Here is a 22792-nt window from a genome sequence, read left to right on the forward strand (position 1 = left end):
CGGGGGCCGCCTAGAGGCCGGACTCGGGGGTGCGGACGAGGATGCGGCGGCAGTTCTCGCAGCGCACGACGGCGTCGGCGGCGGCGGACCGCACCTCGTTGAGCTCGGTGATGTTGAGCTCCAGCTGGCAGCCCTCGCAGCGGCGCTGGTAGAGGCGGGCCGCGCCGACGCCGCCCTGCTGGGTGCGGAGCTTGTCGTACAGCTTGAGGAGGTCGGCGGGGACGGAGGCGGCGACGACCTCGCGCTCCTTGGTGACGGTGGCGACCTCGGCGTCGATGCCGGCGATGGCGGCGTCGCGGCGCGCGGTGGCGTCGTCGATCTTCGCCTGGACGGACGCGACCCGGCCGGTCAGCTCCCGGACGCGCTCCTGCGCGGCCTCGCGGCGCTCCATGATCTCCAGCACGACGTCCTCGAGGTCACCCTGGCGCTTGGCGAGGGAGGCGATCTCGTGCTGGAGGTTCTCCAGGTCCTTGGGCGACAGGCCGGCGCCGGAGTCGAGGCGCTGCTGGTCGCGGGCGGCGCGCTGGCGGACCTGGTCGACGTCCTGTTCGGCCTTGGTCTGCTCGCGCGCGGTGTCGCTCTCCTCGGTCTGGGCGGCGACGAGGAGGTCGCGGTGCTGGGCGAGGTCGCCTTCCAGGGTCTGGATCTCGGCGTGCTCGGGCAGGCTCTTGCGCTTGTGCGCGAGCTGGGTGAGACGCACGTCCAGGGCCTGGAGGTCGAGGAGGCGGATCTGGTCGGCGGGCGCGGCGTTCAGTGGAGGCTCCTGGTTTCGGTGGTGGCGGGTGGCGGACGCCGCGGGGGCGGTCACCGTGGTCACCCTACCGCCCGGGGCCGGGGTGCTGAAGATTCACACGGTCGGCGGACAGGCCGTGGAGAGGCCACGGGGGCGGCTTCCGGCCGGGTCAGGCGCCGGTGGGGGCCTCGGGCGCGGCCTCGCGGCCGAAGCGGCCGGTCCACGGGTCGGTGACCAGGCGCGAGACGTGCGTGCGCAGGCCCCAGCCGTGGCGGTCGGAGATCTCGTCGAGCTGGGCGGCGGCCTGCTCGGTCCAGGGCCACTCGGTGGCCCAGTGGGCGGCGTCGACCAGGGCGAGGGGACTGTGCTGCTGGGCCTCGGAGGCGGGGTGGTGGCGCAGGTCGGCGGTGACGTACGCGTCGACGCCGGCGGCCCGTACCTGGTCGAAGAGGGAGTCGCCGGAGCCGCCGCAGACGGCGACGGTGCGGAGGGTGCGGCCGGGGTCGCCGGCGACGCGGATGCCCTGGGCGGTGGCGGGCAGGTGCCGGGCGGCGCGGTCGGCGAACTCGGCGAGCGTGAGGGGCGGGTCGAGCTCGCAGACGCGGCCGAGGCCGCGGCGGCCGGAGGGGTCGGTGGGGTCGGGCACGAGGGGGCCGGTGACGCGCAGGCCGAGGGCGCCGGCGAGGGCGTCGGAGACGCCGGGGTCGGCGCTGTCGGCGTTGGTGTGCGCGACGTGCAGGGCGATGTCGTTCTTGATGAGGGTGTGCACGACGCGGCCCTTGAAGGTGCCGGCCGAGACCGTCGTCGTACCGCGCAGGTAGAGCGGGTGGTGGGCGACGATCAGGTCGGCGCCCAGGGTCACGGCCTCGTCGACGACCTCCTGGACGGGGTCGACGGCGAACAGCACGCGGGTGACGGGGGCGGCGGGGTCGCCGCAGACCGTACCGACGGCGTCCCACTGCTCGGCCCGCTGCGGGGGCCAGAGGGTCTCCAGAGCGGCGATGACTTCAGACAGTGCGGGCACGGGCAAAGGCTACCGTTCCGCCGTACCCGTCAAGAGGGCCAGGTCAGCCACCCGTCCGCCGTTTAGGTCCGGCCGACTCATGTGGCCTGCGGCGAAACAGCACACTTACGCGCCGTCTCTCAGCTAAACCCGGAAACCGCCACCCATACGCGTGAAGCGCGGAACGTCGGACGGTCGGCCGGGCAGCACGATAACTACGTTCTGTGCCGGAGGTGACGTTTCTCATGACGGTCTGTGCTCCCCACGGCACCCAGAGCACCCCTCTCACCACGTCCCCCGGTGCGCCGCCGACGGAGATGCGACGGTCGGCCTTCACGGTGACCGTGGACGGTTCCTACGCGGCGTGGCTCGCGCTCGGCCGCGGGACGGACGGCTGGTTCCCGGAGCGCTGGACGCTCGACGGCCCCGAGCCCTACGCGGTGTCGCTGCCCGCCAGCCAGCCGGAGGAGCCCGACAGCCAGCTGCTGCCGCTCAGCGACGGGCGGGTGCTGATCCGCCGTCGTGTGGCCGAGCGGTTCGCGCTCTCCCTGCTCTACCCCGCCGGGCCCGGCACGGGCGAGATGGCGCTCGGCGCCATCGAGTGCCCCCGGCTGACCCTGCTGCCGCCCGCGCCGGACGGCACCTCCGCGTACGCGCTGGTGGAGGGCGAGCGCCACACCACGCTGTGGCGCGTCCACGGCGGCGGCAACGGCCCCGAGCTGCTCTCCACGATCCCCGGCCGGTGCGAGGGCGGCGCCTGGCTGGACCGGCAGGGACGGCTGCTGGCGCTGGACCGGGAGCTGGACGGGCTGACCAAGGCCGTCGTCGTCGACCTCGGCCGGGGCGGCGAGACCAGCCCGCTCCTCCAGATCACGGAGAAGAGCAACGACCGGCTGCTGCTGGCCGAGCCCGACAGCGGCCTGCTCCTCGTACGGTCCGACGCACCCGGCACCGACCGGGTGGGCTGGGGCGTGCTCGGCTCGGCCCGCCCCGTGCGATTCCCCGAGTGCCTGCGGGTGCCCGACGCGACGGTCACGCCCTTCGCGGCGCAGCCGGGCCAGGGGCTGGCGCCCGAGGACTGCGCGGTCGCCTTCCGCATCGAGGCGGGCGGCAGCAGCTGGGTCGGGGTGTGGCGGGCGGCGCGGAAGCGGCTGCGGCAGTTCCAGGGCCCGGCCGGCTGGCTGCCGGGGGCGGGGCTGTGGACGGCGGACGGGGAGCTGCGGCTGCCGTTCGTGACGGCGACGGTGCCGTGCGGGCTGGCGCGGCTGCGGCCGGATGAGGAGGAGGCAGCGGCGACGGCTGTGGCGTCGGCGGAGGCGGTGCCTGCGAAGGTCGTGACCGGGGAGGTCGTCGGGGCCGTGGAGGTGCCGGTGCCGCGGCCGGTGCCGTTGCAGCAGGCGCCGTGCGCGCGGACGGCGGGAGTGGCTTCATGATCACGGCGTCGTTAGACTCGGTGGCCGCCCAAGCGGAGCCACGATCTGACGGAGTGACTTTTTCGCATGTCCGACGCCCGAACGAACACGACCGAGCAGGCGCCGGCAGGTACCGGTAAGCACCGGGGCCATGCCTCGGGGGACGAGAAGCAGGGCCCCGTGCACGGCAAGCACCGCCGTACGGAGGGGAACTGACCCCCGGCCGGGGTTAACCGGCCTCATTCGCCTCGCCGCAGCCGGAGGACCTCCGGCGCGGCGAAACCCTCCGGCCGTGCCGCGAAGTAGGAGCCGAGGGCGTCGTCCAGTTCGGCGACCGTGAAGCGGTCGCCCTTCGCGTCGAACTTCGCCGCCACGCGCGGGCGTTCCAGCACCGCCACCATCCCGCCGTGCACCACGAACACCTGACCCGTCACGCCCCCGGCCCCCGGCCCCGCCAGGTATGCCACCAGCGGTGACACGTGCTCGGGGGCGAGGTCGTCGTAGGCCGGGAGGCCGTCGCCGGCCGGATGGTCGTCGCCGGCCGGAAGGTCGTCGTGAGCCGGAAGGCCGTCGCCGGCCGGGCGCTCGTTGCCGGACGGGAGGCCGTCGCCGGACGGGCGGTCCGCGCGGTCCGCCGGGGCGAAGACGTCCTCGGTCATCCGGGTGCGGGCCCGGGGGCAGATGACGTTGGCCGTCACGCCGTACTTCCGCAGCGCGTGCGCGCACGACATGGTCAGCCCCACGATGCCGCCCTTGGCCGCCGCGTAGTTCGGCTGGCCGGGCGAGCCGGCGAGGAACGCCTCCGAGGACGTGGTGACGAGCCGCCCGTACGCGGCCGCCGGGTCGGCCTTGGCCCGCGTCCGCCAGTACTCCGCCGCGTACCGCACCGTCGCGAAGTGACCCTTCAGGTGCACGCGGACGACCGCGTCCCACTCCTCCTCCGACATGGAGAAGACCATGCGGTCGCGGAGGATGCCCGCGTTGTTCACCAACACGTCCAGCGCGCCGAACGTGCCGACGGCCAGCCGCACCAGCTCGCGTGCCTGGGCGAGGTCTGCGACGTCGCCGCAGTGGGCGACGGCCCGGCCGCCCGCCGCCCGTATCTCCGCGGCCACCTCCTCGGCGGGGCCGGGCGACGGCGCGCCGCTGCCGTCCCGCGCCGGGACGCCGTAGTCGTTGACGACGACCGCGGCACCGTGGCAGGCCAGCTCCAGCGCCTCGGCGCGACCGAGGCCCCGGCCGGCGCCCGTCACCACCGCGACCCGGCCGTCCAGGGACGGGGTCACAGCGTGATCCACGTACGGAGGGCCTCGCCGGTGCGCATCTGCTCGATCGCGTCGTTGACGCGGGCGAGCGGCACCCGATGGGTGATCAGGCCCTCCAGGTCCACCCGGCCGGCCCGCCACAGCGCGATCACGCGCTCGTACGAACGGCCCACGTCCCCGCCGCCGTACAGCGACGGAAGGATCTTCTTCTCGTGGAAGAACAGCTCGAACATGCTCAGCCGGAAGTGGTCCTCCACCGAGCCCGCGCCCACCACGCACAGCGTGCCGCCGCGCCGGGTGGCGTCGTACGCGGTGCGGGCCGTGGCGGACTTGCCGACCACCTCGAAGACGTAGTCGAAGCCCTCGCCGCCGGTGGCGCGGGAGACCGCGTCGGTGAGGCCCTCCGGGGCGACCGCCTCGGTCGCGCCGAGCCGCAGGGCGGCCTCGCGCCGGGACTCCACGGGGTCGACGGCGACGATCTGCGCCGCGCCGGCCACCCGCGCGCCCTGCACGACGCTGACGCCGACGCCACCGCAGCCGATGACGGCGACCGACGAACCCGGCTCGACGCGGGCCGTGTTGAGCACGGCGCCGATGCCCGTCGTCACGCCGCACGCGATGAGCGAGGCGATCTCGTAGGGCAGGTCGTCGGGGATGGGGTGGGCGCAGTCGGCGCCCACGACCAGCTCCTCGGCGAAGGTGCCGGTGCCGGCGAAGCCGTGCAGGTCGGTGTCGCCGCGGCGGAAGTTGGGCTCGGCGCCGGCGATGAGCCCGGCGAGGCAGAAACGGCTCTCGCCGCGCTTGCACGGCGCACAGACCCCGCACCCGGGCAGCCAGCGGACGAGGACCCGGTCGCCGGGCCGGACGTGCGTGACGCCGTCACCGACGTCCAGGACCTCGCCCGCGCCCTCGTGGCCGGGGACGAACGGCACGTGCTGCGGCAGGACGCCGGACATCGCCGACAGGTCCGAGTGGCACAGGCCCGCGGCGCGGATACGGATCCGTACCTTGCCGGGGCCGAAGCCGACGGCCTCGACGTCGTCGAGGACCTCCAGCCGGTCCCCGCCTTTCCGGTGCTGTACGGCGGCGCGCATGGGGGCTCCTTCCGGGCGGGCGGCTTTCAGATGGCGCTTTCAGGTGGGCGGCTTTCAGATGGGTTCGGCGACGGTGACGACGGTGTCGGCCAGCACCGGGGCGTCGTCGCGCTCGACGGCCGTGGCGGTCACCTGGATGCGGCCGGGGCCGCGTTCAGTGCCGGGCGTTCCGTGCCACATCCGGATGCGCAGCGTCTCGCCGGGGAAGACGACGCCGGTGAAGCGGGTGGTGTACGAGCGGACGCGCGTGACGTCGCCGTCCAGCAGTGTGTCCACGACGGCCTTGAGCACGATGCCGTACGAGCACAGGCCGTGCAGGATGGGCCGGTCGAAGCCGGCGACCTTGGCGAAGTCGGGGTCGGCGTGCAGCGGGTTCCAGTCGCCGGACAGGCGGTAGAGCAGGGCCTGGTCGGGGCGGATTGCACGGTCGGCAGTCGCGTCGGGCGGGGTCGCGGGCACGTCGAGGCGGGCGGCGGAGGGGCCGCGGTCGCCGCCGAAGCCGCCCTCGCCCTTGACGTAGATGTCGCTGACGCTGCTCCACAGCGGTCCGTCGTCGTCCGCGACGTCGGCGCGCAGGGCGATGACGGCGGCCTTGCCCTTGTCGTACACGGCGGCCACGCGTGAGGTGCGGGTGGTGCCGGGGGCGGACGTGACGGGCAGGGGGCGGTGGAGGGTGACGGTCTGCCCGCCGTGGAGGACGGCGGACAGGTCGACGTCGATGCCGGGGGTGGCCAGGCCGCCGGCCATGGCCATGGACCCGCCGGCGACGGTGGCGAACGACGGCAGGACGTGCAGCCGGCTCTCCAGCACGTAGCGCAGTTCGCCGGGGTCGGTGGCGGGGACGCCGGCGCCGATGCCCAGGTGGTAGAGGATGACGTCCTTGTGGTCCCAGGCGAGGCGGTCCGTGCGCGGTGCGGCGGCGGTGGCCCGGGCGGGGTCGATGGGCATGACGCTGCGTGTCTCCTTACGAGAACGCGTTCCAGTTACCGGGCCTTTCTGTATAGCCGATCGGGTGGGGCGTGGGAAGACGCACGCGCGAGCGGTGGGCGACGGGGTGGGCGCCGGGACAAATGTCACTGCCCACCGGGGACATTTCCCTCTCCGCAGGTGGGAGGGGGTGTCCGTAAGGTCGGGGACATGAGGGGACGCAAGGGCGGCAGCAGCGCGGGGGACGGGACGGCGGACATCGAGGAGATGACACCGCTGACCCCGGTGACGGTCCGGACGTTCCTGCCGTGGCCGTCCATCCTGATCGCGGACGTGGTGGCCCTGTGCCAGGGGAAGGTGCCGCTGCCCTGGCTGGGCGGCGCGGGCCTGGTGGCCTTCCTCGGCCTGTACTTCCTCACGGTGACGTGGGGGCTGGACGAAGAGCGGCTGCACACGCGGCAACCAATGCTGCCCCTGGCGGGGCTGGCGGCAGTGACGTACGGGCTGGGGGTGGGGTACGGCGGCGACTGGCTGCTGTGCTTCCCGCTGCTGTCGCTGGCGGCCGGCGTGGTGCTGCGCCGGCGACGCCGGCAGCTGGCGCTGGTGCTGGGCTTGCTGGGCACCTCCGTGGGCATGCTGTCGAACCTCCACGACACCCCGCAGGACTCGGTGACCATCGCCTGGGGGACGGGCCTGTCGGGCATGGTGGCGGCCGCGGTCCTCAACCTCGTGGAGACGGTGGCGACGCTGCGCGCGACACGCGAGCAGCTGGCGCACGCGGCGGTGGAACGGGAACGGCTGCGGTTCTCGCGCGACCTGCACGACCTGCTGGGGCACACGATGTCCGTCATCGTGGTGAAGGCGGAGGCGGTGCGCCGTCTGGCGCCGCGCAACCTGGACGCGGCGCTGGGGCAGGCCGCGGACATCGAGGCGGTGGGCCGCCAGGCGCTGACGGAAATACGGGAGGCGGTGACGGGCTACCGCGAGGGCAGCCTCACCACCGAACTGGAACGGTCGCGTTCACTGCTGGACGCATCGGGCATCGCCGTCGACATCCGCCAGTCCGGCCCGCCGCTGCCGCCCCAGACGGCGGCGCTGCTGGGATGGGTGGTGCGCGAGGGGGTGACGAACGTGGTGCGGCACAGCGGCGCCGAACGCTGCGTCATCGAAGTGCGCGGCCTGACCGACCGCGTCCATCTGGAGATCACGGACGACGGGCGCGGCGTAGGCTCGGAGCCGGAGACGGACGCACCCGGTGGTACGGGGCTGAAGGGCCTGGCCGAACGGCTGGCGGCGGCAGGCGGCTCCCTGACGTCGGGCCCGGACGGGCGGCGCGGTTTCCGGCTCGTGGCGGAACTCCCGGTGGACGACGAGGAAGAAGGGCGGGCGGCGTGAGCGGCGTCATCCGGCTTTTGCTGGCCGAGGACCAGGGCATGATGCGGGGCGCGCTGGCGCTGCTCCTGGGCCTGGAGGAGGACATCGAGGTCGTCGCCCAAGTGGGCAACGGCGACGAGATCGTACGGACGGCCGCCGAGGTCCGCCCGGACGTGGCGCTGCTCGACATCGAACTGCCGGGCCGCAGCGGCCTGGACGCCGCCGCGGATCTGCGCAAGCAGCTCCCGGACTGCCGGGTGCTGATCCTCACCACGTTCGGCCGGCCCGGCTACCTGCGCCGCGCGATGGAGGCCGGGGCCTCCGGCTTCCTGGTGAAGGACGGCCCCGTGGAGGACCTGGCGGCAGCGGTCCGCCGCGTCCTGGCGGGCGAACGCGTCATCGACCCGGCCCTCGCCGCGGCCGCCCTGAGCGCGGGCCCCAACCCGCTGACCCAACGCGAACGCGACGTCCTCGCAGCCGCCGTCGACGGCGCCACGGTCGCCGACATCGCCACCCGCGTCCACCTCTCCCCCGCCACGGTCCGCAACTACCTCTCGGCAGCCATCGGCAAGACCCAGACCCGCAACCGCATGGAAGCGGTCCGCGCTGCGCGCCAGAACGGGTGGTTGTGAGGGAACGCCGGAACCGGCGTCCGGTCAGCGGAGGGGCCCGGCGATGTCGCGCAGCGCGTCGAGGTGGCGCCCATAGGCGGCGCGCCCCTCGCCGGTGAGGGCGAGCCAGGTCCGCGGCCGCCGGCCGACGCGCCCCTTCTCGACGGTGACCCAGCCGGCCTCCTCCAGGGCGGCCACCTGCTTGGACAGCACCGAGTCGCTGACCTCGACCAGGTCGCGGACGTACCCGAACTCGGCTCGGTCGGCCGCGGCCAGTGCGGCCACGACCGACAGCCGCACCGGCGAGCCGAGCAACGGCGCAAGCCGGTGCCGCGGGTGCGCCTTCTCCCCCGTCACGCACCGCTCCGCGCAACGTTGAGGGCGACCAGGGCCGGCGGCAGGGCGCAGCAGATGGCGGCCACGCCGGTAAAAAGGACGCCCGGCTCCTTGAAGGGGCCTATGAAGGCCAGCACCAACGTGAGCCCATAGACGAGCGTCCACCCGCCGATGGCGGAAAGGTGCCGCACGGTCATGCGCCGCGGTACGACGGGCTGACGTGCTGCGTACAGCGACAGCGCCGCGACGATCACGGCGTTGCCCGCCATGCTCACCGCGACCGGCACGTGTCCCCGCCACAGCACCAGCATCGGAATGAGCAGCAGCTGCCAGGCGGCGAACAGCCACAGATACATGGCGTACCACTGGCTGCGCGTCCGCACGGCCCGCTCCATCCGCACCGCGCCCTCCAACGACGCGACGGCCTCGGCCGGTTCCCCCATGACACCCCTCCCCAAGTCGGCCCGAACCCCGGGCGTTTTCCAGCATGGCACCGACTTTCCAAAATGGAAAGTACCCACCCGCTCGCTCGTTCGGGTGATGGGGCAGCATGGGGCCGGCCAGTTCCAGGCACCGTTCCAGGAGGGACATCCGTCATGCCGCCCAAGCCCGGGATACTCGCCGCCTTCGAGGCGGCGAAGGGGTTCATGCCCGTCGACGAGGGCCTGGCCCTCTACGAGGCCGCCGAGGAGGCCGCCGCCACCGGGTTGCCGTTGCTGGAGGTCGGGACGTACTGCGGGCGGTCCACGATTCTGCTTGCGGGGGCCGCGCGGGAGGCCGGGGGTGTGGTGGTGACCGTCGACCACCATCGTGGCAGCGAGGAGCAGCAGCCCGGGTGGGAGTACCACGACGCGTCGCTGGTGGATCCCGAGGTGGGCCGCATGGACACGCTGCCCGCGTTCCGCCGCACGCTGCACGCCGCCGGGCTGGAGGAGCACGTCGTGGCCGTCGTCGGCCGGTCGCCGCAGGTGGCGGCGTTGTGGAACGCGCCGCTGGGGCTCGTGTTCATCGACGGCGGGCACACCGACGAGCACGCCACCGCCGACTACGAGGGGTGGGCGCCGCACGTGGCCCCCGGCGGGCTGCTCGTCGTCCACGACGTCTTCCCCGACCCGGCCGACGGCGGCCAGGCCCCGTACCGCGTGTACCGCCGGGCCCTCGCGTCCGGCGCGTTCACCGAAATCTCGGTGACGCGCTCCCTGCGCGTACTCCGCCGTACCGGTCACGGCGTCTGAGGCCCGGCGCTAGCATCACGGGGTGTCCCCCACCGGCAGCAGCACCCGTGTGCCCCGGCTCATAGCCGCCGGGGCGGCCGCCCTGTTCCTGACGGCCGGATCGGCCGCCTGTTCGGCCGATCCGGCCGAACAGGCAGCGCCCGCCCGCCCGGCGGCAGCCACCGCCTCGCCGTCGCCGAAGGCGAGTGAGGCCGCGCCGCCCTCTCCGAGCGCACCCCCGGCCCCCAGCACCGCGGCCCCGGCCCCAAGCACGGCCCCGAGCACGGCCGCGGACACGCCCGCCGTGGAGCCGGCCGCCGACGGGCCCCTCAAGGGCAAGGTGGTCGTCGTCGACCCCGGTCACAACACGCACAACAACGAGCACGCCGCCGAGATCAACCGTCAGGTCGACATCGGCACCGGCCGCAAGGAATGCGACACCACCGGCACCGAGACGAACTCCGGCTACGCCGAGGCCACCTTCAGCCTCGACGTGGCCCACCGGCTGCGCGCCGTCCTGCAGTCGCGCGGCGCCCGCGTCGTCCTCACCCACGACGGCGACCGGCCGTACGGGCCGTGCGTGACGGAGCGCGCCGACATCGGCAACAAGGCGCACGGCGACGCCGCCGTCTCCATCCACGCCGACGGCTCGGACGTGGGCCACCGCGGCTTCCACGTCATCCTCCCCGCCGCCGTGCACGCCGGGCGGGCGGACACCTCCGCCATCGTGGGCCCGTCGAAGGAGCTCGGCGCCCGCATCGCCGGCAACTTCGTCCGCGTCACCGGCAGCGCGCCCTCGAATTACATCGGCGGCGGTACCGGTCTGGACACCCGCAGTGACCTCGGCGGGCTCAATCTGTCGACGATTCCCAAGGTTTTCATCGAATGCGGCAATATGCGCGACCCGCAGGACGCCGCGTTGCTCACGGACGCGGCATGGCGCGAGAAGGCGGCGCAAGGGATCGCGGACGGCATCACCGACTTCCTGCGTGGGTAATGCGCTGGACGGAAGGGGCCGTCCCGCGGTAAGTACCAGCAGGCCACGGGCGTGTCACGAGGGTGATACGAAGAGGGCGCCCAGGGCGGAACGCGCGGGTGCTTCCCCGTACGATGGGTGACCGCCACCCCCGCGCCCTCGCGCCCCGGCGACCAGGACAGGCCGGCCGGCCCGCTCCCGCCGCCGGATGAACGACGACGAATACCGACAGCACTGACAAAGGATTTCAGGTGAACATCCGCTCCCTCACTCGAGGCGACGGCGTGGTGATCGGAGCAGCGGTGTTGCTGTTCATCGCCTCGTTCCTCGGCTTCTATTCCTATGACTGCGGTCAGGCGCCGGTCTGCCCCAAGGCGCCCAACGGCTGGAAGCCGGAACTCTTCCCCGTGCTGCCGTCGATCTTCCTCGCGGGAATCGCCGCCGCGGCTCTCGTCGTTGTCGCCCGCTTCCAGCCCGAGGGCCGCAAGGTGGCCGGTCTCTCGCTGGAGCAGTGGGCCATGGCCATCGGCGTGTTCGCCGCCTGGTCGTCGCTGTGGACGATCTTCGGTGGCCCGGACTCCGAGCGCGTCTCCCCCGGCGTCGGCCAGATCCTCGGCCTCATCGCCAACCTCGTGCTCGCCGCGACCATCGTGCTGACGCCGCGCACCCCCGCCCTCAAGGCGGCGCTGGTCGGCGCCCCGCAGCCGGCCCCGGCGCCGTACGGCATGGCCCCGGGCCAGGGCTACGGCTACCCGGGCCCCGGCGGCATGCAGCCCGGCCAGTCGCCCTACGGCGCCCCGGCCCCGCAGCCGTACGGTGCCCAGGCCGGCCCGGCGCAGGGCCCGGCGGCCGGCCAGCCGACGCAGGTGCAGCAGCCGCAGCCCGGCGCCGACGCCTCGCAGGGCGGCCAGCAGCAGCCCGCCGCGGGCGGTGCCCAGCAGCCGTCCGGCGGCGACTTCGCCCCGTTCTGGTTCGCCGTGCCGGTCAACCGGCCGCTGTACCCGGAGGACGGTTCCCCGACCCCGATCGCCGAGCTCGCGCCCGGCACCTGGTACCTCGCCGTGGACCAGCGCGGTCCGGCCCTCGTCGCCCAGACGCAGGACGGCCGTCGCGGTGTGCTCCAGGACACCACGGGCATCCAGCGCGGCTGATCCCTTCTCCTCCCTTCCTGACGGCCCGCCGGGGTTCTTCCCCGGCGGGCCGCCGTCGTCTACAGTCCCCGCGTCCCCCAAGTCCCGACCTGACGGCTCGTCAGAAGGTGGGGTTTCGTCGTGCGGCTCGGTCTCGCCCTCGGCTACTGGGGCCGGCACCCCGGCCACCAGCACCACCTCTCCCTCGCCCAGGAGGCCGAACGCCTGGGCTACCACTCCGTGTGGACCGCCGAGGCCTGGGGCTCGGACGCCTTCACCCCGCTGGCCTGGCTCGCCGCCCACACCCGCCGCATCCGCCTGGGCACCGCCGTCGCCCAGATGGCGGCCCGCTCCCCCACCGCCACCGCCATGCACGCCCTCACCCTGGACCACCTCTCCGGCGGCCGGATGCTGCTGGGGCTCGGCCTGTCGGGCCCCCAGGTGGTGGAGGGCTGGTACGGCCGCCCCTTCCCCTCCAGCCCGCTGACCGCCACCCGCGAGTACGTCGACGTGGTCCGGCAGGTGCTGCGCCGGGAAGCGCCGGTGACGCTGGAGGGCCGCTTCCACCCGCTGCCGTACGACGGGCCGGACGCCACCGGCCTCGGCCGTCCCCTGCGGTCCGTCACCCACCCCCTCCGGCCCGGGCTGCCCGTCCTGCTGGGCGCCGAGGGCCCCCGCAACATCGCCCAGACCGTCCGCATCGCCGACGGCTGGCTACCGCTCTACTGGTCCCCGCACCGCACCGCTCTCTACGCCGAGGCCCTGGCCGAAGCGCCCGACGGCTTCCTCGTGGCCCCCCTGGCCCGGGCCCGGCTGTGCCGGAACGTGGCGGAGGGGCTGCGCCCGGTCAAGGCCATGCTCGCCCACTACGTCGGCGGCATGGGTCACCGCACCCGCAACTTCCACGCCGACCTGATGGCCCGCATGGGCTACTCCCGGGAGGCCCGCCGCGTCCAGGAGCTCTTCCTCGCCGGCCGGAGGGAGGACGCCGTGGCGGCCGTGCCCGACGCGTTCGCCGACGAGATCTCGCTCGTCGGCCCCCGCGCCCGCATCGCCGCACGCCTGGAGCTGTGGCGCGCGGGGCCCGTCACCGACCTGCTGGTCACCGCCCCGGACCCCGCCACGCTACGGCTGCTCGCAGACCTCAACTGACCCGTACCGGCAGGAGCGACTGTCAGAATCGACCGTCAGAAGCGGGCGTGCTCCAGCCAGTGGTCCAGCACCGCCCGGTCGCCTATGACCTCGACACCCGCCGTGTCCGCCGGCAGCCGCCGGTAGAACAGCAGCAGCAGATCGGTCAGGGGCCCGCGGACCGCGACGGCCGCCTTCTCGTGCGCCCGCCGGAACTCCACCGTCTCGCCCGTGGCGTCGATGAACCACTCGGCGTTCAGCTCGGCGGGCGTGTCCGTGGCGTGCAGGTGCAGCGTGCGGCCCGCGCCCAGCAGCTCCTTCAGCTCGGGCCGGTACGCCTGCGCCATCGGCGAGGAGACGATCTCCAGCCATTCGTCCAGGCAGTCGGCCGCCACGTCCGGCGCGACGGTGAACTCCACGCCCGCGGCGAGCGCCGCGTCGGCGCGGTGCATCACCGTCTCGTGCGTCATGCGGCGCGCCCAGAAGGACGACTTCTGCTCCGGGCCGAACGTCCACACATGGGCGTCCGGGCCGGCCTCGCGCAGCACGTCCACGACCATCTGCGCGCCCTCGGCCAGCCAGGCGTCCAGCCGCTCGGGGTCGAAGGGTTCCGTGCTCGCGGCGGCGTCCTCCGCACCGCTGGGCGGCGTGAACTCCGTGATCCGCCTGCGCACGATCTCGGAGATGCCGCGGTGGGCACTGCTGACGTGCAGGGCGAGCTGGGTCAGGGTCCAGTCGGGACACGTGGGAACGGTGGCGGTGAGGTCCGCGCCGCGCACGGCGGCGCGCAGCTCGTCGGACTGGTGGAGGATCTCGTCGCAGTAGCGCTCGTGGCTGAATCGGGTCATGGCCTCACTGTAGGCCCGGGCACTGACAACGCCCACGGAAAATCCCGGTGTTCAGGGGTTTGTCGGGGATCACCCGGATGGCGATGCGGGTCTCACCCGCAGCAGCCCTCCGGGTCCAGTCCCACCGGCAGCCGCTCGCCGCCGAACACCGCCGTCGTCGCCTCGTCGCCGCCGAGCGCGGCCACCGCGAGCAGCAGCGCCCCCGCCGTCCACGTCGTGCGCTCCTCGGGCCAGATCGCCTCGTCGTCGTAGACGTAGCCGGTCCAGTACATGCCGTCCTCGGCCCGCAGGTGGCCGATCCAGCGCAGGATGTCCACGGCCCGGTCCGACTCGCCCATCGCCCACAGCGTCAGGGCCAGTTCGCAGCTCTCGCCGCCGGTCACCCACGGGTTCGGCACGACGCAGCGCACGCCCAGGCCCGGCACCACGAACTCGTCCCAGCGCTCCTCGATGCGCTCCTTCGCGGCCGCGCCGGTGACGGCGCCGCCGAGCACCGGGTAGTACCAGTCCATGGAGTAACGGTTCTTGTCCGAGAACCGCTCCGGGTGGTGGCGTATCGCGTGCCCCAGCAGCCCCAGCGCCAGCTCCCAGTCGGGCTGCGGCTCCTCGCGGTGCTCGGCGATGGCCAGCGCGCAGCGCAGCGCGTGGTGGACGGACGAGCAGCCGGTCAGCAGCGCCTCGGTGCGGTCGGTGCCGTCGTCCTCGCGCTTCCAGCCGATCTGCCCGCCGGGCTGCTGGAGCCGCAGCACGAACTCGACGGCGGCGAAGACGGTCGGCCACATGCGGTCGAGGAACGCGTCGTCGCCGGTGGACAGGTAGTGGTGCCAGACGCCGACGGCGACGTACGCAACGAAGTTGGTCTCGCGGGACCGGTCGGTGGGCTCGTCGGCGGCGCCGTCGGCGTACGCGGCGTACCAGGAGCCGTCGCCGTTCTGGTGCTCGGCGAGCCAGCGGTAGGCGGCCTCGGCGCGGGCGTGCTCGCCGGCCGCGTCCAGGGCCATGGCGGCCTCGACGTGGTCCCACGGGTCGAGGTGGTGGCCGCGGAACCACGGTATGGCGCCGTCGGGCCGCTGGGCGGCGGCGATGCCGGCGACGGTGCGGGCCGCCTGCGCGGCGGTGAGGACACCGGGCAGCACGAGGCGTTCGGTGCGGCCCGGGCCGGGGCTGCCGGGCCTGGAGGACGACATCGTCATGCGGCGGCCGCCCGTCCCTCGCGCCGGGGCTTCGTGGCGTACGCGACGAAGCTCTTGCCGATGACGGGGTTGAGGGCGCGCTCGGCGAGCCGGGTGGCGGCCGGCTTCTTCATGATGTCCCAGACCAGCAGCTTGTGGTACGCGCGGACCGGCAGGGCCTTGTCGTTGTCGACCCCGAAGGCGCACTTCAGCCACCAGTAGGGGCTGTGCAGGCCGTGGGCGTGGTGGGTGCCGTACGGCTCCAGGCCGGCCTCGCGCATGCGGCCGAGCAGTTCGTCGGCCTTGTAGATGCGGATGTGGCCGCCCTCGACCTCGTGGTACGCGTCGCTGAGCGCCCAGCAGATCTTCTCGGGCCCGTAGCGGGGCACGGTGACGGCGATGCGGCCGCCGGGGCGCAGTACGCGCACCATCTCGGCGAGGACGCCCTTGTCGTCGGGGATGTGCTCCATCACCTCGGAGATGATGACGACGTCGAAGGTCTCGTCGGGGAAGGGCAGGGCGAGCGCGTCGCCCTCCATCGCGGTGGCGGTGGCGCCGGCGGGGGCCTCGCCGGCCTCCTTCATGGCGGCGAACCACTTGGCGACCTCGCGGATCTCCTCGCCGTTGCGGTCGAGGGCCACGACGTGCGCGCCGCGCCGGTAGCACTCGAAGGCGTGCCGGCCCGCGCCGCAGCCCAGGTCGAGCACGCGGTCGCCGGGGGCGAGCGGGAAGCGGGAGAAATCGACGGTCAGCACGGCTGTTTGCTTTCGTCCGGCGGAAGGAGCAAGGGAGGTACGAGGGGAACTACTAGGGAAACAGCGGGGTCATCTGCGGGGGCCGGTGCGGCGGGCGGCGCGCGCCCGGTCCACGGCCTCGCGGTAGTGCTCGGCGGTGCCGATGGCGGCCTGCCGCCAGGTGAAGCGGGCGAGGACGCGTTCGCGCCCGGCGGTGCCGAGGCGGCGGCGCAGCCCCTCGTCGGCCAGCAGCCGGCCCAGCGCGGAGGCCAGGGCGCCGGCGTCGCCGGGCGGCACGGCCAGACAGGTCTCGCCGTCGGGCCCGGCGACCTCGGGGATGGCGCCGCCGGTGGTGGCCACGAGCGGCGTACCCGTGGCCATGGCCTCGGCGGCGGGCAGCGAGAAGCCCTCGTACAGCGACGGCACGCAGGCGATCTGCGCCGAGCGCACCAGGTCGACGAGTTCGGCGTCGGTGATGCCCTTGACGAACTCGACGGCGTCCTCCAGGCCGCAGCGCCGGATCGCCTTGGCCACCGGCCCGGTCTCGGGCCGCTTGCCGACGACGACGAGGTGGGCGGCGGGGTGGTGGGCGCGCAGGACGGCGAGGGCCTCGACGAGGTGGACCAGGCCCTTCAGCGGGACGTCGGCGCTGGAGGTGGTGACGATGCGGCCGGGGATCTCGGCGACGGAGGGGTCGGGCGAGAACAGCTCGGTGTCGGCGCCGATCGGCACCACGTGCACGCGCCCGGGGTGCACGCCGAGGTGCGTGACGATCTCCTGGCGGGAGGAGCCGGAGACGGTGAGCACGCTGGGCAGGCGGCGGGCGACGCGCTTCTGCATGCGCGTGAAGGCGTACCAGCGGCGTACGGAGGCGCGCCGCTTCCAGTCGGCGGCGGCGTCCAGCTCCAGCTGCCGGTCGACGGTGATGGGGTGGTGGATGGTGGTGACCAGCGGGGCGCCGAGCGTGCCGGGGCCGCCGAGGAGGCCGTAGCCGAGGGTCTGGTTGTCGTGGACGACGTCGAACTGTCCGCGGCGGGCCGCGAGGTGGCGGCGGGCGCGCAGGGAGAACGTCAGCGGCTCGGGGAAGCCGCCGGTCCACATCGTGCCGACCTCGAGGGCGTCGATCCAGTCGCGGTACTCGTCGCGGGCCGGGGTGCGGAAGGGGTCCGGCTGGCGGTAGAGGTCGAGGCTGGGCAGCTCGGTGAGGGTGACGCCGTCCTGCTCGTCGAGCACGGGGTACGGCTGGGAGCCGATGACCTCGACGGTGTGGCCGAGGCGGGCGAGTTCGCGGGAGAGGTGGCGGACGTAGACGCCCTGGCCGCCGCAGAAAGGATTGCCCTTGTAGGTGAGGAGGGCGATGCGCAGGGGGCGCTCGCCGGCGGGGCCGGACGCGGGACCTGCCGCGGGCGCGGGGCCGGAATCGGGGCCGGGGCCGGCCGGGGTGGCCGCCTTCCGCGTGAGCGATGCCTCCGTGGCCTCCGCGGTCACTCCGGCCTCCTTCTCGCTGGCTGTTCCGCCGGAGCGTAACGGGTCGCGCGAATGTAGAACAAGTTTCAGACTGGGTCGTCAGAAGCTTGAATCTACCGGGATGTCGGGCAGGCGAAAGGGCCGGACCGGGTGATTCGCGCCACGGCCCGCGCCCTGCCATGCTGTGCCGTCCGGGCCCCATCGGCAGGCCCGGACGAATGCCATGGAGTGGGACATATGACCACGGAATCCAAGCCGGCCCCGGCGTTGTCCGCGCCCCCCACCGCGCCCTCCGCCACGCACCACCCGCAGCTGACGGAGCGTCAGCAGGCGCGGCGCCGTCGCATCATCGAGGCCGCCACCGGGCTGGCCGGCCGCGGCGGCTTCGACGCGGTGCAGATGCGCGAGGTCGCCGAGGCGTCGAGCGTCGCCCTGGGCACGCTCTACCGCTACTTCCCCTCCAAGGTGCACCTGCTGGTGGCCACCATGCACGACCAGCTGGAGCGGCTGCACGAGACGCTGCGCCGCCGCCCGCCCACCGAGGACGACCCCGCGGCCCGGGTCGTCCGGACCCTGATGCGGGCCTTCCGCGCGATGCAGCGCGAACCCCACCTCGCCGACGCGATGGTGCGCGCGCTCATCTTCGCCGACCGCTCGGTGAACGCCGAGGTGGCGGCCGTGTCCCGGCTGACGACCGCGATCATCGTCGACGCGATGGGCCTGCCCGGCCCGGCCACCGCCGAGCAGCTCGCCGCCGTACGCGTCATCGAGCACACCTGGCACTCGGCGCTCGTCACGTGGCTGTCGGGGCGGGCGTCGATCGCGCAGGTGCGCGCGGACGTCGAGACGGCGTGCCGGCTCATCGCGCGCCCGGCTGCCTGACCCCGGGCCGGCAGCTCCCCCTGTGAGCCCGTCGTACGGGACGGTGAGCCGGTCGTACGAGACCGGGCGCGGCCCCGTGCGCCCGCGCTCGCCCGACCCGTGGCCACGCCCTTACGCCCCCCGGGTCGCGGGTAACTGCACCCGGGGCACGTCGTCACGCCGGTATGTATTTATCGACGTACCGCGATGGGACGTGCCCGAGTGGTTCGTGACAGGGAGCGGGAGAGGCAGAACGTGACACGGGTTCTTCTGGTACACGACACCAATCTGCTGCGCACGGCGCTGGCCGCCTTCCTCGGGAGAGAACCCGACCTGGAGGTGTCGGCGGCGTCCTGGACGGGCGCCGCCGCGGCCGCGCGGGCGGTGCGGCCCGACGTCTCCGTGGTCGACATGGACGGGCCGGAGGCGGGCGAAGGGTGTGGTGCGGTGGGAGCCTGGGGGCTGGGCGCCGGGAGGGGGGAGGGAGAGGAGGGCGGCGCACTGCTGGCCCTGGCGTCCGTCGGGCGGCCGGGGCCCCTGCGCCGCGCCTACGAGATGGGGGCCTTGGGGTACTTGAGCAAAAACGCTTCACCGGACCGGCTCGTCGAGGGCATACGGCATGTGGCCAAAGGTGAGCGCTACATCGACGAGTCGCTCGGCTTCGGCTTCCTCCAGGCGGCGGAGATCCCGCTGACGCGGCGGGAGCTGAGCGTGCTGTCACTGGCCGCCGAGGGGGCCTCCGTCGGTGAGATCGCGCGCTGCCTGCACCTGTCGAACGGGACGGTGCGCAACTACATGGCCTCGATCACCCGCAAGACCGGGGCGCGGAACCGGGTCGACGCAATCCGCATATCGCGGGGGGCCGGGTGGGTCTGAGGAACCGCCGTCCGGCCCCCCCGTCTCCCATGAGGGCACGGTAGAGCGCCGACCGCCGCATCAGCTCGTCGTGCGTGCCGAGGGCGGTGCGGGGGCCGTCCATGAGCAGGACGCGGTCGGCGCGCCGGGCGGACCCGGTGCGGTGGGCGACGACGACGAGCGTGCCGCCGGGCCGCGCCGCGAAGGCGCGCTCGGCGCGCGCCTCGGCCGCCGGGTCGAGGTGGCAGGCGGCCTCGTCGAGCACGGCGAGGGGGGCGGGCGCCAGGTACGCGCGCGTGAGCGCGATCAGTTGCCGCTCGCCGGCGGAGAGCCGCGCGGGGTCGAGGGGCGCGGCCAGACCGCCGAGCCTCTTGAGGAGAGGCCCGGCCCCTATGGTGCGGGCGGCGTCCAGTACGGCGGCGTCGCCAGGGGTGTCGCCGCACAGGTAGCGCAGGTTCTCGCCGACGGTGCCGGAGAAGACGTACGCCTCCTGCGGCACGACCACGCGCCGCGCCTCCCGCCCCTGCGCCGTGGCGGGCAGCCCCGCGACGCGTACGCTCCCGCTCCACGGCACGAGCACCCCGGCCAGCAGCCCCGCCACGGTCGACTTACCCACGCCGCTGGGGCCCACGACGACGAGCCGGGCGCCGGCGGGGAGCACGAGGTCCAGCCCGTGGACGACGGGCTCGGCGTGGAGGCCGTAGCCGAAGGTGACGTCATGGAACGCGACGGCGGGGGCGACCTGGGCGGTGTCGTGGCCGGCGGGCGGCGGGGCGGGGAGCGGGGAGGGCGCCGGCGCGGCTGTCGGCGGGGGCGCCGGCGCGGCTGTCGGCGGGGGTGCCGGCTTCCTGGGGCGGCGGTGGCGGCCGCCACCGGTGCGGGGGCGCCGCCGTCCGTACGCCCCCTTTCCGCGGTGGGAGGGCGAACCGGTGCCCGTCAGGCGGCGGAGGACCACGGTGAGGCGGGAGCCGCTCGTGGCCAGGCCGTGGACGAGCTGGTGGAGGGCCGGGAGGAGGGACTGGGTGAGGTACGTCAGGGCGCCCACCAGGGCGCCCGGGGTGACGTCGTGCGCCAGCAGCCATGGCGTCGCCGCGAGGAGCGGGACCATCGGGAGACGGCCCGCGACGGCCAGGGCCGTGGCGCGGGCCACCGTCCAGCGGGCGAGGGCCGTGGCGGCGCGCCGGGCCTCGTCCACGCGGGCGCCCGCGTCGTGCGCCACCGCGCGTTCCGCGCCGGCCGCCGTGACGTCGCGCAGCCCCTCGCACACCTCCCCCAGCGACAGGGCCAGCGCCTCGTCCGCCGCGAGGTACGCCTCCTGGCGGCGTGCCAGCGGCCGCAGCGCCGCCACGAAGAGCCCCAGGCCCAGCAGCAACGGCGGCACCACGAACAGCAGCAGCACCGGCGCCAGCAGGAAGAGGCCCGTCAGCGCGCCCACGGCGGTGAAGACGAACGAGCGGCTGACCATCACCAGGCCCGCGAACGTGTCGCGGGCGATCTCCACCTGGTGCGTGAGCCGGGACAGCGCCGCGCCGTTCCCCTCCGGGGTACGGAGCGCGCGGTCCACCACGCGCCGTACCAGCGCGTCGCGCAACGGCTCGGTGAGCGCCGCCACGCCGCCGTACGTGCGCCCCGTGCCGTACGCGCCCACGACCACGGCCAGCGCCGCGACCGCGAGCCACAACAGGCCCACCGCCGGGCGGTCCGCGAGGAACCCGGCGTCCAGGGCGCGCGCCGGTGCGTAGCCGACGGCGAAGGTGTGGGCCGTCTCGACCACCGACCAGCCGGCGAGGCGGGCCACGGCGGCGCGCCGCCGCGCCAGGAAGCGCCACCCGGAGTGCCACCCGTTCATCCGGCGAAGACCGCGCGGTAGCCGGGGTGGTGGCGCCACAGCCGTTCGTGGGTGCCGACGGCCCGGACGCGGCCGTCCTCCAGCCAGGCCACGCGGTCCGCGGCGGCCGCGGTCGTCGCGCGGTGGGCGACGATCAGGCGGGTGCGGGCGGCGACGTCCCGTACGAGGGCCTGGCGCACGTGGTGTTCGGTGACCGAGTCGAGGCTGGACGTCGCGTCGTCGAGGACGAGCAGCCGCCCGGCGTGGGCGAAGGCGCGGGCCAGGCCGAGCCGCTGGCGCTCGCCGCCGGAGAGGGGCGCGTCGGCGCACGGCGTGGCGTAGCCGGCGGGAAGGCGGAGTACGAAGTCGTCGGCACGGGCGGCACGGGCGGCCGCGGTGAGGGCTGCGGGCGGGGGCGCGTCCACGCCGAGGGCGAGCGTGCCGGCGATGGTGCCGCCGAGCAGGGCGGGGCGGGCGAAGGCGTGGCCGACCGCGCGGCGCAGTGCGTCGTGGGTGAGGTCGCGCAGCGGTACGCCGTCGAGGGTGACGTCGCCGGTGTCGGGGTCGGTGAGGCGGCCGGCGACGGCGGCGAGGAGGGACTTGCCGCTGCCGGAGCGGCCGACGACGGCGAGCGTGGTGCCACCGGGCACGCGGAGGGAGACGTCGCACAGAACGGGCCGCCCGTCGAGGGTGACGGTGACGCCGTGGAGTTCGAGGGTGCCGGGGCCGTCGGGGGGCAGGGTGCGGGTGCCGTACCGCACGGGCGGCACCGTGGTGACGTCGGCGAGGCGGCGGGCGGCGGTGCGGCTGTGCACGAGGGTGCCCAGCTGGCCGACGAGCACCCCGACGCCGGTGGCGAGGACGGCGTAGCGGGAGGCGGCGAGCAGGTCGCCGACGGTGAGGTGGTGCTGGGCGAGCCGCAGCCCGCCGACGGCGAGGACGGCGATCTGGAGCAGCGGTACGAGGGTGGCGGCCTGGGCGGTGGACCGTCCCTGCACCTGCCACACGCGGTGGCCGTGGCGGGAGAGTGCGGGCAGGGGCGCGAGGATGCGGGCGCGTTCGCGGCCGGCGGTGCCGGCGGCGGCGATGGTGCGTGCGCCGCCGAGCGCTTCGAGGAGCCGTCCGGCGATGTCGCCCTGGAGGCGCTGGTAGGCGGTGAGGCTGTCGGAGGAGGCGCGGGCGAAGGCGCGCAGGAGGAGGACGAGCAGGGGCGCGCCGGCGAGGAAGACGGCGGCGAGCCAGGGGTCGACGAGCCCCAGGGCGACGATGCCGCCGACGGGCCCGGCGACGGCGGCGACGGTACCGGCGAGCCCGGCGGGCGCGGCACCGGCCCGTTCGGTGCCGCCGACGAGCCGGGCGACCAGGTCGCCGGGCGCGAACCGGTCACCGAGACGGGGCCCGGCGGCGAGGACGTGCCGCAGGGCGCGGTGCCGCAACCAGGCGGTGGAACGGGCGGTGGTGGTGGCGCTGAGCAGCTCGTCCACGGCGTCGAACACGGCGGCCAGGCAGACGAGCCCCGCGCATAGGGCGACCCAGGGGCCGGCACCGGTGCCGTGCCGCCCGAGGAGCAGATCGAGGGTGTGCCCGAGCACGGCGGGCAGGGCCAGGGCGGCGCCCGTACTGGCGGCGGCGACGAGAGCAAGGGCGAGCCCTCGTCCGGCGCTGTGCCGCAGGGCACCGAGGAGGAGCCGGTCGGCGGCACGGGGCGCGGCGGGAGCGCCGCCGGTGAAGGAGTCGGCCGGAGCAGCGGGCTCCGGGGGCGTTCGGGGCATCGTGGCGTCCCCTTGGCGGGAGGGAAGCAGCGGGGCGGGTGGGCCCCCG

At 74.6% G+C, this 22792-nt stretch carries 22 protein-coding genes; 9 read left to right on the forward strand and 13 right to left on the reverse strand.

Annotated elements, in window-relative coordinates:
* Positions 1–10: 10 nt before the first annotated feature.
* Both IE305_RS06825 and IE305_RS06830 read right to left on the reverse strand, forming a co-directional pair.
* Positions 11–754 carry a zinc ribbon domain-containing protein gene (locus tag IE305_RS06825; protein ID WP_190128968.1) on the reverse strand — a complete coding sequence of 248 codons (744 nt, stop codon included), beginning with the start codon at positions 752–754 and terminating at the stop codon, positions 11–13.
* A 148-nt stretch (positions 755–902) separates the two neighbouring features.
* Positions 903–1757 (reverse strand): Nif3-like dinuclear metal center hexameric protein, encoded by an 855-nt coding sequence (locus IE305_RS06830; RefSeq protein WP_190128528.1) that lies wholly within the window; start codon positions 1755–1757, stop codon positions 903–905.
* Positions 1758–1981: 224 nt separating this feature from the next.
* On the opposite strand from IE305_RS06830, the gene IE305_RS06835 reads away from it, so the two are divergent.
* The gene (locus IE305_RS06835) at positions 1982–3169 is read left to right on the forward strand and encodes a hypothetical protein (protein ID WP_373311530.1); all 1188 of its coding nucleotides are present in this window, start codon (positions 1982–1984) and stop codon (positions 3167–3169) included.
* Positions 3170–3387: 218 nt separating this feature from the next.
* Here the strand turns inward: IE305_RS06835 and IE305_RS06840 are convergent, their stop codons facing one another.
* From IE305_RS06840 to IE305_RS06850, 3 genes are read right to left on the reverse strand one after another with little or no spacing between them, the layout of a single operon-like run.
* Positions 3388–4434 carry an SDR family NAD(P)-dependent oxidoreductase gene (locus tag IE305_RS06840; protein WP_190128529.1) on the reverse strand — a complete coding sequence of 349 codons (1047 nt, stop codon included), beginning with the start codon at positions 4432–4434 and terminating at the stop codon, positions 3388–3390.
* Positions 4431–5507 carry a zinc-binding dehydrogenase gene (locus tag IE305_RS06845; RefSeq protein WP_190128530.1) on the reverse strand — a complete coding sequence of 359 codons (1077 nt, stop codon included), beginning with the start codon at positions 5505–5507 and terminating at the stop codon, positions 4431–4433. The genes IE305_RS06840 and IE305_RS06845 overlap by 4 nt, the downstream gene beginning before the upstream one ends.
* A gap of 54 nt (positions 5508–5561) precedes the next feature.
* Entirely contained in the window at positions 5562–6455 is an 894-nt protein-coding gene (locus IE305_RS06850) for a MaoC/PaaZ C-terminal domain-containing protein (protein ID WP_190128531.1), read from the reverse strand.
* Positions 6456–6644: 189 nt separating this feature from the next.
* Between IE305_RS06850 and IE305_RS06855 the strand changes: the two genes are divergently transcribed.
* Together IE305_RS06855 and IE305_RS06860 are read left to right on the forward strand one after the other, a co-directional pair.
* On the forward strand, positions 6645–7829 hold the full coding sequence (locus tag IE305_RS06855) for a sensor histidine kinase (RefSeq protein WP_229890667.1): 1185 nt from the start codon (positions 6645–6647) through the stop codon (positions 7827–7829).
* Between the two features lie 38 nt (positions 7830–7867).
* Positions 7868–8440 carry a response regulator transcription factor gene (locus IE305_RS06860; RefSeq protein ID WP_229890727.1) on the forward strand — a complete coding sequence of 191 codons (573 nt, stop codon included), beginning with the start codon at positions 7868–7870 and terminating at the stop codon, positions 8438–8440.
* Between the two features lie 24 nt (positions 8441–8464).
* On the opposite strand, the gene IE305_RS32860 is transcribed toward IE305_RS06860, so the two are convergent.
* Both IE305_RS32860 and IE305_RS32865 read right to left on the reverse strand, forming a co-directional pair.
* Complete coding sequence (locus IE305_RS32860) at positions 8465–8776, reverse strand: transcriptional regulator (RefSeq protein ID WP_229890668.1); 312 nt, start codon at positions 8774–8776, stop codon at positions 8465–8467.
* Entirely contained in the window at positions 8773–9198 is a 426-nt protein-coding gene (locus IE305_RS32865) for a hypothetical protein (protein ID WP_229890669.1), read from the reverse strand. The genes IE305_RS32860 and IE305_RS32865 overlap by 4 nt, the downstream gene beginning before the upstream one ends.
* Positions 9199–9351: 153 nt before the next feature.
* On the opposite strand from IE305_RS32865, the gene IE305_RS06870 reads away from it, so the two are divergent.
* From IE305_RS06870 to IE305_RS06885, 4 genes are all read left to right on the forward strand, one after another.
* Positions 9352–9990: a class I SAM-dependent methyltransferase gene (locus IE305_RS06870; RefSeq protein ID WP_190128534.1), complete on the forward strand. Its 639-nt coding sequence runs from the start codon at positions 9352–9354 to the stop codon at positions 9988–9990.
* A gap of 22 nt (positions 9991–10012) precedes the next feature.
* Positions 10013–10966 (forward strand): N-acetylmuramoyl-L-alanine amidase, encoded by a 954-nt coding sequence (locus IE305_RS06875; protein WP_229890670.1) that lies wholly within the window; start codon positions 10013–10015, stop codon positions 10964–10966.
* Between the two features lie 230 nt (positions 10967–11196).
* Positions 11197–12096, forward strand: a complete 900-nt coding sequence (locus tag IE305_RS06880; protein ID WP_190128535.1) for a DUF5336 domain-containing protein — start codon at positions 11197–11199, stop codon at positions 12094–12096.
* A 120-nt stretch (positions 12097–12216) separates the two neighbouring features.
* A complete protein-coding gene (locus tag IE305_RS06885) occupies positions 12217–13227 on the forward strand; it encodes an LLM class F420-dependent oxidoreductase (protein WP_190128536.1) in 1011 nt (336 codons plus the stop codon).
* 35 nt (positions 13228–13262) lie between these two features.
* Here IE305_RS06885 and IE305_RS06890 read toward each other — a convergent pair whose 3' ends face one another.
* From IE305_RS06890 to IE305_RS06905, 4 genes are all read right to left on the reverse strand, one after another.
* Positions 13263–14054, reverse strand: coding sequence for a maleylpyruvate isomerase family mycothiol-dependent enzyme (locus IE305_RS06890; RefSeq protein ID WP_190128537.1), 792 nt, complete (start codon positions 14052–14054; stop codon positions 13263–13265).
* Between the two features lie 92 nt (positions 14055–14146).
* Positions 14147–15247 (reverse strand): prenyltransferase/squalene oxidase repeat-containing protein, encoded by a 1101-nt coding sequence (locus IE305_RS06895; protein ID WP_373311531.1) that lies wholly within the window; start codon positions 15245–15247, stop codon positions 14147–14149.
* The gene (locus IE305_RS06900; RefSeq protein ID WP_190128538.1) at positions 15244–15981 is read right to left on the reverse strand and encodes a class I SAM-dependent methyltransferase; all 738 of its coding nucleotides are present in this window, start codon (positions 15979–15981) and stop codon (positions 15244–15246) included. Before IE305_RS06900 ends, IE305_RS06895 begins: the two co-directional genes overlap by 4 nt.
* Before the next feature lie 69 nt (positions 15982–16050).
* The gene (locus IE305_RS06905; protein ID WP_190128539.1) at positions 16051–17448 is read right to left on the reverse strand and encodes a glycosyltransferase family 4 protein; all 1398 of its coding nucleotides are present in this window, start codon (positions 17446–17448) and stop codon (positions 16051–16053) included.
* 216 nt (positions 17449–17664) lie between these two features.
* Between IE305_RS06905 and IE305_RS06910 the strand changes: the two genes are divergently transcribed.
* Positions 17665–18309 carry a TetR family transcriptional regulator gene (locus IE305_RS06910; protein ID WP_190128540.1) on the forward strand — a complete coding sequence of 215 codons (645 nt, stop codon included), beginning with the start codon at positions 17665–17667 and terminating at the stop codon, positions 18307–18309.
* A gap of 234 nt (positions 18310–18543) precedes the next feature.
* Positions 18544–19164 carry a response regulator transcription factor gene (locus IE305_RS06915; RefSeq protein ID WP_308440229.1) on the forward strand — a complete coding sequence of 207 codons (621 nt, stop codon included), beginning with the start codon at positions 18544–18546 and terminating at the stop codon, positions 19162–19164.
* On the opposite strand, the gene IE305_RS06920 is transcribed toward IE305_RS06915, so the two are convergent.
* Entirely contained in the window at positions 19094–20992 is a 1899-nt protein-coding gene (locus tag IE305_RS06920; RefSeq protein WP_190128542.1) for an ATP-binding cassette domain-containing protein, read from the reverse strand. The two genes, IE305_RS06915 and IE305_RS06920, sit on opposite strands and share 71 nt — an antisense overlap.
* Positions 20989–22743: an ABC transporter ATP-binding protein gene (locus IE305_RS06925; RefSeq protein ID WP_190128543.1), complete on the reverse strand. Its 1755-nt coding sequence runs from the start codon at positions 22741–22743 to the stop codon at positions 20989–20991. The genes IE305_RS06920 and IE305_RS06925 overlap by 4 nt, the downstream gene beginning before the upstream one ends.
* Positions 22744–22792: the final 49 nt, after the last annotated feature.

This window comes from Streptomyces mashuensis (genome assembly GCF_014654785.1).
Lineage (GTDB): Bacteria > Actinomycetota > Actinomycetes > Streptomycetales > Streptomycetaceae > Streptomyces > Streptomyces mashuensis.

Excerpts from the sequence above, each read along its gene's own strand:
- IE305_RS06925 (WP_190128543.1), bottom strand. The coding sequence starts at position 22,743 with ATGCCCCGAACGCCCCCGGAGCCCGCTGCTCCGGCCGACTCCTTCACC.
- IE305_RS06870 (WP_190128534.1), top strand. The coding sequence starts at position 9,352 with ATGCCGCCCAAGCCCGGGATACTCGCCGCCTTCGAGGCGGCGAAGGGG.
- IE305_RS06835 (WP_373311530.1), top strand. The coding sequence starts at position 1,982 with ATGACGGTCTGTGCTCCCCACGGCACCCAGAGCACCCCTCTCACCACG.
- IE305_RS32865 (WP_229890669.1), bottom strand. The coding sequence starts at position 9,198 with ATGGGGGAACCGGCCGAGGCCGTCGCGTCGTTGGAGGGCGCGGTGCGG.
- IE305_RS06920 (WP_190128542.1), bottom strand. The coding sequence starts at position 20,992 with ATGAACGGGTGGCACTCCGGGTGGCGCTTCCTGGCGCGGCGGCGCGCC.
- IE305_RS06850 (WP_190128531.1), bottom strand. The coding sequence starts at position 6,455 with ATGCCCATCGACCCCGCCCGGGCCACCGCCGCCGCACCGCGCACGGAC.
- IE305_RS06845 (WP_190128530.1), bottom strand. The coding sequence starts at position 5,507 with ATGCGCGCCGCCGTACAGCACCGGAAAGGCGGGGACCGGCTGGAGGTC.
- IE305_RS06895 (WP_373311531.1), bottom strand. The coding sequence starts at position 15,247 with ATGACGATGTCGTCCTCCAGGCCCGGCAGCCCCGGCCCGGGCCGCACC.
- IE305_RS06860 (WP_229890727.1), top strand. The coding sequence starts at position 7,868 with ATGATGCGGGGCGCGCTGGCGCTGCTCCTGGGCCTGGAGGAGGACATC.
- IE305_RS06910 (WP_190128540.1), top strand. The coding sequence starts at position 17,665 with ATGACCACGGAATCCAAGCCGGCCCCGGCGTTGTCCGCGCCCCCCACC.
- IE305_RS06890 (WP_190128537.1), bottom strand. The coding sequence starts at position 14,054 with ATGACCCGATTCAGCCACGAGCGCTACTGCGACGAGATCCTCCACCAG.
- IE305_RS06855 (WP_229890667.1), top strand. The coding sequence starts at position 6,645 with ATGAGGGGACGCAAGGGCGGCAGCAGCGCGGGGGACGGGACGGCGGAC.